At 64.4% G+C, this 9624-nt stretch carries 8 protein-coding genes; all 8 read left to right on the forward strand.

Annotated features, from left to right (window positions below):
* Positions 1 to 14 precede the first annotated feature (14 nt).
* The 8 genes from ACPGXI_RS08245 to ACPGXI_RS08280 are packed head-to-tail and all read left to right on the forward strand — an operon-like array spanning position 15 to position 9540.
* On the forward strand, positions 15 to 869 hold the full coding sequence (locus ACPGXI_RS08245) for an MlaE family ABC transporter permease (protein ID WP_526651801.1): 855 nt from the start codon (positions 15 to 17) through the stop codon (positions 867 to 869).
* Positions 870 to 873: 4 nt separating this feature from the next.
* The gene (locus ACPGXI_RS08250; RefSeq protein ID WP_526651686.1) at positions 874 to 2394 is read left to right on the forward strand and encodes an MCE family protein; all 1521 of its coding nucleotides are present in this window, start codon (positions 874 to 876) and stop codon (positions 2392 to 2394) included.
* 33 nt (positions 2395 to 2427) lie between these two features.
* Positions 2428 to 3456: a virulence factor Mce family protein gene (locus ACPGXI_RS08255; protein ID WP_526651688.1), complete on the forward strand. Its 1029-nt coding sequence runs from the start codon at positions 2428 to 2430 to the stop codon at positions 3454 to 3456.
* Positions 3453 to 4811, forward strand: coding sequence for an MCE family protein (locus tag ACPGXI_RS08260; RefSeq protein ID WP_526651690.1), 1359 nt, complete (start codon positions 3453 to 3455; stop codon positions 4809 to 4811). Before ACPGXI_RS08255 ends, ACPGXI_RS08260 begins: the two co-directional genes overlap by 4 nt.
* Positions 4808 to 6127: an MCE family protein gene (locus ACPGXI_RS08265; protein ID WP_526651692.1), complete on the forward strand. Its 1320-nt coding sequence runs from the start codon at positions 4808 to 4810 to the stop codon at positions 6125 to 6127. Before ACPGXI_RS08260 ends, ACPGXI_RS08265 begins: the two co-directional genes overlap by 4 nt.
* Entirely contained in the window at positions 6124 to 7308 is a 1185-nt protein-coding gene (locus ACPGXI_RS08270) for an MCE family protein (RefSeq protein WP_526651694.1), read from the forward strand. The genes ACPGXI_RS08265 and ACPGXI_RS08270 overlap by 4 nt, the downstream gene beginning before the upstream one ends.
* 1 nt (position 7309) lies before the next feature.
* Positions 7310 to 8770, forward strand: a complete 1461-nt coding sequence (locus tag ACPGXI_RS08275; RefSeq protein WP_526651696.1) for an MCE family protein — start codon at positions 7310 to 7312, stop codon at positions 8768 to 8770.
* On the forward strand, positions 8734 to 9540 hold the full coding sequence (locus ACPGXI_RS08280) for an Rv1363c family protein (RefSeq protein WP_526651698.1): 807 nt from the start codon (positions 8734 to 8736) through the stop codon (positions 9538 to 9540). Before ACPGXI_RS08275 ends, ACPGXI_RS08280 begins: the two co-directional genes overlap by 37 nt.
* The last annotated feature ends 84 nt before the right edge of the window (positions 9541 to 9624 follow it).

The following is a 9624-nucleotide window of genomic DNA, read 5'->3' on the forward strand; positions in this document are numbered from 1 at the left end:
GTGAAGGTGACAGTGTGACAGTTTCGCGGCCTCACTCACAGTTCCCCTGGCTCAGGAGTCGGGCTAAGACTGTGGCCGATTCCTGGAACGAAATCGGCGTGCAGGCAAAGTTCTACGAACGTGCGCTGCGCTCGGTCTTCGTGGCCATCACGCAATACCGGGTCGAACTCTTCCGCCTCATAGCCCAGATGGGTTTGGGCGCAGGGGCGTTGATCCTTGTCGGCGGCACGGTCGCGATCGTCGGGTTCCTCACCGTGACCACCGGTGCGCTGGTGGCGGTGCAGGGTTACACCGACTTCTCCGAGATCGGCGTCGAGGCGCTGACCGGCTTCGCCTCGGCCTTCTTCAACGTTCGCTTGATAGCCCCGGCGACGACGGCCATTGCCTTGTCGGCAACCATCGGTGCGGGTGCAACCGCCCAGCTGGGTGCGATGCGGATCAACGAAGAGATCGACGCGCTCGAGGTGATGGGCATCCGGGCCATCGCCTACCTGGCCTCGACTCGGGTGGTGGCCGGTCTGCTCGTGGTTATTCCGCTGTACTGCGTGGGTGTCTTGGCCTCGTTCTGGGCCGCCCGATTCGGCACCACCGTGCTGTACGGCCAGTCGACCGGTGTCTACGACCACTACTTCCGGACGTTCCTGAACCCAGTGGATCTCTTCTGGTCGTTGGGTCAGTGCGTGGCGCTGGCTATCGTGATCATGCTGGTGCACACCTACTACGGTTTCACCGCGAGTGGCGGACCGGCCGGAGTCGGCGAGGCCGTCGGGCGTGCGGTGCGTACGTCACTGATCGTGTCCGCGTTTGTACTCGTGATGATTTCCCTTGCGGTGTACGGACAATCCGGCAATTTCAATCTGGCGGGCTGAGGTTATGGAAAAGGACGGTCTGAAGCCCGGTTGGTGGACGCTCATCTTCGTGATTGCGCTCGCTGCATCCATCTGGCTGACCTTCGCATTGTTCACCGGAACCCTCACGTCCAAGGTCCCGGTGACCCTGACTTCGGACCGGGCCGGTCTGGTGATGGAGACCAACGCCAAGGTCAGGCTACGTGGCGTGCAGGTGGGCAGCGTCACCAACATCGGGGTGACGGGCCAGGAAGATCCGACGGTCGCGTTGCAGCTCGACATCGACCCGAGCCAGGTGGAGTTCATCCCGGCCAACATCGAGGCGCAAATCCGTGCCACCACGATATTCGGCGCCAAGTACGTCGACTTGGTGTACCCGGAAAACCCGTCCACCCAGCGCCTCGAAGCTGGGCAGGTAGTCAAGTCACGAAACGTGACGCCCGAGGTCAACACCGTGTTCCAGAACCTTGTCGCGGTGCTTGACCAAATCGACACAGCCAAACTGAACAGCACCCTGTCGGCCCTGGGCGACGGTCTCCGTGGTCAGGGCGAACGACTCGGTCAGGCCACCACTGACGCCAACGAGGTTCTGCTCGCCCTGAACCCGCGCCATGAAACCATTCGGTCCGACATTCAGGCGCTCGGGGCTTTCAGCGATGTCTACAGTGCTGCGGCACAGAACATCGTGGCGACACTGGACTCGGCGAGCACAACGAGCACCACCCTGGTGAACCAGTCCCAGGACCTTGACGCCTTGTTGCTGTCGGCGATCGGACTGTCCAACAGCGGTATCAGCCTGCTGGCGCCCAACCAGGCCAACCTGATCAAGGCCATCAACGTGCTGGAGCCGACCACTGGTCTGTTGTACAAATACGACCCCCAGTACACGTGCATGTTGTTGGGTGCCAAGCAACTTCTCGACTTCGGCGGCTATGAGAGCCCCGGCGGTAACGGTCGCTCGCTGGTGCTCGACGCCGGACTGGCGTTTGGCGACGACCCATACAAGTATCCCACCCACCTGCCGGTCATCGGCGCCAAGGGCGGCCCGGGCGGCAAGCCCGGCTGCGGCTCGCTGCCCGACGTCGCGCAGAACTGGCCGGTGCGCCAACTCGTCGCCAACACGGGCTTCGGCCGCGGCCTGGACTATCGCCCCAACCCGGGAATCGCGTTCCCGACGTACGCCAACTACTTCCCGTCGACGCGCGGCATTCCGGAGCCTCCGAGCGTCCGCAACCTGTTCGGCGGGCCGGCAATCGGGCCGATGCAGCGGGGCGGGCCGCCGTGGCCGCCGGCACCGGCCTACGGTGCGCAGCTGTACGCACCGGATGGCACCCCGCTGTGGCCGGGCCTGCCCCCGGCGCCTCCGCCAGGAGCGCCGCGCGCTCCTGGGCCGACACCAGGTAGTGAGCCCTTTGTGGTTCCGAATCCGGCGCAGCTGCAACCTACGGCTATTCCCTGGCCGATTGTTCCGCCCGCGGTTCCGGCCGTGCCTGGACAGCCCGTAGCGGGGCCGCCCATCCCCCTCAACCCCGCATATCAGCCCTGACTTGAACCGACCCACCAGCATGAGAGGTAACCGATGACGAATATCCGGGCAGACGCAACGCGTCTCGCGGTGTTCCTGACCGTGTGCCTGGTCGGTGTATTCGGTTTGTTCGCGGTCTTCGGCAATTTGCGATTCGGCGAGAAAACCCATGAGTATCGAGCCGCTTTCATCAATGTGACCGGGTTGGAGCGCAACGATTTCGTGCGGATCGCCGGCGTCGAGGTCGGCAAGGTGACGAAAGTCGAGATCCAGCCCGACACCACCGCACTGGTCCATTTCACCGCCGAAGATTCGGTGGTGCTGACCCAGGGCAGCAGGGTGGTGATTCGCTACAGCGACCTGATCGGTGGCCGGTACGTGGCCCTCGAGGAAGGGGTCGGCGGCACCGAACGACTCAACCCGGGCGACACCGTTCCGCTGGCGCGCACCTCGCCGGCCTTGGACCTCGACGCACTGATCGGCGGGTTCCGGCCGCTGTTCAGGGCACTGGATCCCGACCAACTCAACGCCTTGTCCGGGCAACTCATCTCGGCCTTGCAGGGCCAAGGCGGAACCATCAACTCGTTCCTGGCCCAGACGGCGGCGCTGACGAGCACGCTGGCTGACCGTGACCAGCTGATAGGCGCGGTCATCGTCAACCTCAACACCGTGCTGGGATCGCTCGGGGATCAGAGCGACCAGTTCGGCAAGGCGGTGGACTCGCTTTCGGAGCTGGTAGAGGGCCTGGAATCCCGAGGCGACGAGATCAGCAACGGGCTGGCCTACACCAACGCCGCGGCGGGCACCATCACCGATCTGCTGGTCGAGGCCCGTCCGCCGCTGAAGAAGACGGTCCAGGAGACCGATCGAACGGCCGGGGTGGTGCTGGCCGACCACGAGTATTTCGACAATCTTCTCAACACGCTGCCGGATGCCTACCAGGCACTGGGCCGGCAGGGGCTCTACGGTGATTTCTTCAGCTTCTATTTGTGCGATCTTGTGCTCAAACTCAACGGCAAGGGTGGACAACCGGTGTATGTCAAGGTGGCCGGCCAGCCCAGCGGGAGGTGCGCGCCGCGATGAAGCCTTTCAGCGAGCGTAACCAGCTGGTGATCGGTGCGGTCGGTCTCGTGGCTACCGCTGCCGTCGTCGTTGGAGCTGTGAATTTCCAAGATCTGCCGTTCGTCGAGCAGGGCCGCGAGTACACGGCACACTTCGCCGAGGTAGGTGGGCTGAATACTGAAGCCAGCGTGCAGGTCTCGGGTTTCAAGGTGGGCCAGGTCCAGTCGGTCGAGCTAGACGGGCCGCAGGTGCTGGTGAAGTTCACGGTGGACAAGGGCATCAGGCTCGGTGACCGCACCGAAGCCGCGATCAAGACCAAGGGATTGCTGGGGACCAAGATTCTCGAGGTCACCGCACGCGGGGAAGATCAGCTGGACGGCACGATTCCGGTTTCCCGCACTCAGCCGCCCTACGAGTTGCCCGACGCCCTGGGCGAGTTGTCGACCGCGATCAGCGGACTGGATACCGATCAGCTGTCCGACTCGCTGCGGGTGCTCTCGGCGACGTTCGCCGAGACACCACCTCAGCTCAAGATCGCGATCGAGGGCGTGGCACGGTTCTCCGACACGCTCAATAAGCGCGATTCGGAACTGCGTGACCTGCTGAGTAACGCGAACACAGCCACTACCGTGCTGGCCGAACGCAGCGAGCAGGTCGTCAGCCTGGTTTCCAACACGACCGCGCTGCTGGCGGAGCTTCAGAACCAGAGTGCCGCGATCGATCAGATCTCCGGCAATGTCTCCGCGCTCAGTCAACAGCTCAGCGGTTTCATCGGTGACAACCGCGAAACCATGCTGCCCGCGCTGGAGAAGCTCAACGGGGTGCTGACGATCCTGGACAATCGTAAGGAACGGCTGCAGAAGTCACTGAAGATGTTGAGCGCCTACTCGATGTCCTTGGGCGAGGCTGTCTCGGCGGGTCCGTTCTTCAAGAACTACATCTCCAATCTGCTGCCCGGACAGTTTGTGCAGCCGTTCGTCGACGCGGCCTTCTCCGACCTCGGTCTGGACCCGAACGTGTTGCTGCCGTCCGAGCGTACCGACCCGCCGGTCGGGCAGCCGGGGACACCTGCGATGCCGCTTCCGTACCCGAGGACCGGTCAAGGTGGGCAGCCTCATCTGGAACTGCCCGATGCCATCACCGGCAACCCTGGTGACCCGGGTTGCGGTCCGCCCGGCCTGGCGCTGCCCGGCCCGACGGGATGCTATCCCTACCGCGAACCGCTGCCTGCGCCGCCGCCGGGCGGTCCGCCGCCCGGCCCGCCCGCGCCGGCGCCGGCGGGGCTGGAGTCCATCGTGGGGCCCGAACCGAATTCGATCTTCATTCCCGCGCCTGGTGAGACACCTCCGCTCGTCTCTGTGGAGGGCACCCCATGAAAAATCCCAGAACCTTGGTAGCAGTGGCACTCTCGCTGTTGCTCGTGGTCGGTATCGCCGTGCTGGTACGCACTACCGACAAGGTCAACCGCATCAATGTGGTGGGGTACTTCGACAACAGCAACGGCATTTACGTCGGGGACGACGTGCTGATCCTCGGAGTCAGAGTCGGCGGCATTGAGGCCATCGAACCCCAACCCGAGCGGGTGAAGATCTCGTTCTGGTATGACGGCAGCTACGACGTGCCCGCGGACGCGACAGCAGCGATGTTGTCCCCCGCGATTGTGACCTCACGTGCAATCCAGCTCACGCCCGTGTACACCGGCGGGCCGGTGATGGCCAACAACGCCGTGATCCCCCAGGACCGCACCGTGGTGCCCGTCGAGTGGGATGAGGTGCGAGCGCAGTTGGACCGGCTGGCCGAGCAACTGCAGCCGACCGAGCCCGGGGAAACGAGTCCGCTGGGGTCGGTGATCAACACGACTGCCGAGAATGTGCGGGGTCAGGGTGCCGAAATTCGGGAAACTGTCATCAACCTGTCGCAGGCCATCTCGGCGCTCGGCGATCACAGCACTGACATCTTCTCCACGGTCAAGAACCTCGCGATTTTGGTGTCGGCGCTGCAGGACAGCACGAACCTGATGCGCCAGCTGAACCAGAACTTGGCCTCGGTCACCGGACTCCTAGCCGATGATCCCGGCGAAGTAGCCAGTGCGGTAAGGGATCTCAGCGGAGTTGTCGGTGAGGTACAGTCCTTCGTCGCGGAGAACCGTGACGCATTGGGAACGACATCGGAGAAGCTGGCCGGTGTGACCACGGCGCTCAACGACAGCCTGGACGATGTCGAGCAGTTCCTGCACATCGCACCTAATTCATTCGCGAACTACATCAACGTCTATCAGCCCGCGCAGGGCGCGGCGAGCGCCATTCTGGCGGTCAACAACTTCGCCAACCCGATTCAGTTCCTCTGTGGCGCGGTGCAGGCCGCATCCAGGTTGGGGGCCGAAGAGTCGGCCAAGTTGTGCGTGCAGTACCTCGCGCCGATCATGAAGAACCGCCAGTACAACTACCCGCCGCTGGGGCTGCAACAGCTCATCGTCGGTCCGTCGGCCAGGCCGAACGAAATCACGTTCAGCGAGGATTGGCTGCGTCCCGACTACATACCGCCGCCTGGTCCTCCGCCGCCCGCGGCGCCGGCTCCGCCGCCTGCCGCGGTGCCGGCCGACACTCCGCCTCTGCCCGCTGAGATGGTGGTGGCGACCAACCCGAACGACGGACTTCACGGCCTGATGGTGCCGGCTGGAGCGGGCTCATGAGGCATGCATTGCGGATGCGGACCGCCGTCGGTGTCATGCTGCTCGCGACAGCGTTGGTGGCGTCGGGATGTGGTTGGCGCGGATTGAATTCCGTTGCGCTGCCCGGTGTCGAGGGCGTCGGTCCAGACGCATTCACTATTCAGGCGCAGATGCCCGACGTCGACAATGTCGAGCAGAACTCCCGGGTCCGGGTCGGCGATGTCAACGTCGGCACCGTGACCAAGATCGAACGCCAAGGCTGGCACGCCCTGGTGACAATGACGTTGGACGGCAATGTCGTGTTGCCCGCCAACGCGACCGCCAAGGTGGGCCAGACCAGTCTCCTGGGTTCGCAACACATCGAATTGTCCGCACCAGCAGACGCTCCGGCCGAGGGGCAGCTCAAAGGTGGCGCGTTTATCCCGCTCGCATCTGCGGGTGCGTTCCCGACCACCGAGCAGGCTCTGTCCGCGGTCGCATTACTGCTCAACGGTGGTGGCCTGGGTAACGTCCAGGACATCACCGCGGCGCTCAGCATCGCGTTCACCGGTCGCGAGGATGATCTGCGCAGCCTGATCGAGCAGCTCGACATCGCGATCGGGCACCTCGATGATCAGTCCGAAGACATCATCGCCACGTCGGAGAGCCTGAACAATCTGGTTGGACAGATCGCCGATCAGAAGCCCGTGGTGGACCGGGCGCTCACGACGATCCCCGACGCACTGGCGGTGCTGCGCGACCAGCGCGACTCGCTGTCCGAGGCGCTGGTGCAGGTCGGGACCTTCAGCGCACTGGCGGCGGACTCTGTCAATCAGACCAGAGAAGCGCTGGTCCAGGAACTCAGGGATCTCGGCCCGGTGCTGGAGTCCCTGGCGGATGCCGGTCCCGCGCTCACGCGGTCACTGAGCTTCTTCCCCACGTTCCCGTTCCCGAAGGAGACGTTGACCAACTGGATTCGCGGCGATTACGCCAACCTGTCCCTGATTATCGACCTGACGCTGAGTCGTATCGATCAGGGGTTCTTCACCGGAACGCGGTGGGAGTGCGACCTGACCTGGTTGGAGCTCCAGTGGGGTCGCACGGTCGGCCAGATGCCCAGCCCCTGTAACGGGCCCGCCTCGCCGTCGGTGGCGTGGAAGTCGCCCGGTACTACACAGGGGAACCCATTGCTCTTTCCGTACCGCTGGGATCAGGGGCCATAACATGCGCGTGACTAGACAGATGCTGATCCAGCTCGCGATCTTCTCGCTGGTGTCCGCGGTGGCCATAGCGATCATGGCGTTGGGGTACATGCGCGTGCCCGCGATGCTGGGGATCGGCCAGTACCGGGTTACCCTGGAACTGCCGGAGTCCGGTGGTCTTTACGAGCGGAGCAACGTCACCTACCGTGGTGCGCAGGTCGGGATTGTGCGCAGCGTCAACTTGACCGATACCGGTGTGGAGGCCGAGCTTTCGCTCAATTCGAACCCTGAGATTCCCGCCGATCTGGTGGCCGAGGTGCACAGCCAGACGGCGGTGGGCGAACTCTTCGTGATGCTGCTCCCGCAGAGCGCGGACGGTCCGAAATTGCGCGATGGCGACGTGATCCCGCGTGATCGCGCGACGGTGCCTCCCGACGTGAACACGATTCTGGAACTGACGAATCGTGGCCTGAAGGCCATCCCGCAGGAGAACCTGCGAACAGTCATCGACGAGACCTACGTCGCAGTCGGCGGGCTCGGTCCGGAGTTGCGTCGATTGGTCGCCGGTACAGCGACGTTGGCGATCGACGCCCGGGAGAACCTGGATTCGCTCACGACGGTGATAGACGACACCAAGCCGATATTGGACTCCCAGATCGATACCGGGGGCTCGATCAGAGCCTGGGCCGCCAACTTGGCGAGCGTCACCGGTCAACTGCAGAGCCAGGATGGGTCGGTGTCGGGCCTTCTCAGCAATGGTCCGGGCGCGGCCGACGAGGTGAGGGCGCTGTTCGATCAACTGCAACCCACCCTGCCCATCGTGCTCGCCAACCTGGTCAGTGTCGGCGAGGTCGCCGTCACCTATCAGCCGAACCTGGAGCAGATCCTGGTGCTGCTTCCGCAGGGCACCGCGGTGACCCAGGCGATCGGCGTGGCGAAGAAGGGGACCAAGCAGGACTACATGGGTGACTACCTCACCTTGAATCTCAACTTGAACATTCCTCCGCCGTGTACGACGGGCTTCCTGCCGGCCCAACAGCAGCGGGCGGCCTCGTTCCAGGACTATCCCGACCGACCCGAGGGCGACTTGTATTGCCGGGTACCGCAGGACGGGCCGTTCAACGTGCGCGGTGCGCGCAACGTGCCCTGCGTAACGAGGCCTGGCAAACGCGCGCCGTCGGTGGCGTTGTGCGAAAGCGATGAGGAATACGTGCCGTTGAACGACGGATTCAACTGGAAGGGCGACCCGAATGCGACGTTGTCGGGTCAGCCCGTACCGCAGCAGCGGCCAGGCTCGCCACCTGCAGAAGTGGCCCCGGCCCCGGCTCCGCCGCCGCCGCCGATAGCGGCCGCCGAATACGACCCCGTGAGCGGCACGTACGTTGGACCGGACGGACGTGTGTTCACACAGTCCAACCTGGCCCAGAGTGCCGCAGAGGAGCAAACATGGCAGACGATGCTGCTGCCCCCGACGGGGAATTGACAAAGCCGTCCTCGGATTCGAGCCCGGAAGCCGATTCGGCCCAGCCAACCGCCGCTGAGCCCGAGTCTGCTGCCGCCGAGCCCGAGTCTGCCGCCGCCGAGCCGACCGATGGTGGCGCCGCGACGCCGGCTGGCGACGGGGAGGCCGACAGCGAGGCAGAGTCCGACACCCAAGCAGAGTCCGACCCGGGAGCAGAGGCCGACCCAGGAGCAGAGGCCGACGCAGACGTTGAGGATTACGACGACGCGGTCGATGAGGCGGCGCCTGCGCGGGCCCCGATGTCGCACGTCAGGCTCGCGCTCATCGCGGGTCTGGTCGCCGTGGTGGCGCTGACCGGGCTGACCGCTTGGCTGGGATTCCGTACCTATCAGTCGAACCAGGCCGAGGCCGAGCGCGACCTCTACCTGCAGGTGGGGCGCCAAGGTGCGCTGAACCTCACGACCATCGACTGGCAGAACGCCGACGGCGACGTCCAGCGCATTCTCGATTCCGCGACGGGCGTGTTCTACGACGACTTCCAGCAGCGTGCGCAGCCGTTCGCCGAGGTGGTCAAGCAGGCGCAGTCGACGTCGGTCGGAACCATCGTCGAGGCGGGAATGGTGGAGCCCGCCGTCGACAGCGACAACCAGGCCGAGGTACTGGTCGCCGTCAACGTGGAAACAACGACCGCCGGTGCGCCTGAACAGGAACCACGGGCCTGGCGGATGCGGATCACGGTGGAGAAGATGGGCGATGAAGCCAAGGTTTCCAGGGTGGAGTTCGTGCCATGAGCAAAGAGAAAAAGGCTGAAGAAAAGACGTCGACCCCGGAGGATGACACGGCTGTGGGTGCTGACACCAAGGTTGGGGAGACTA

The sequence above is a fragment of the Mycobacterium sp. genome, assembly GCF_049608025.1.
Lineage (GTDB): Bacteria > Actinomycetota > Actinomycetes > Mycobacteriales > Mycobacteriaceae > Mycobacterium.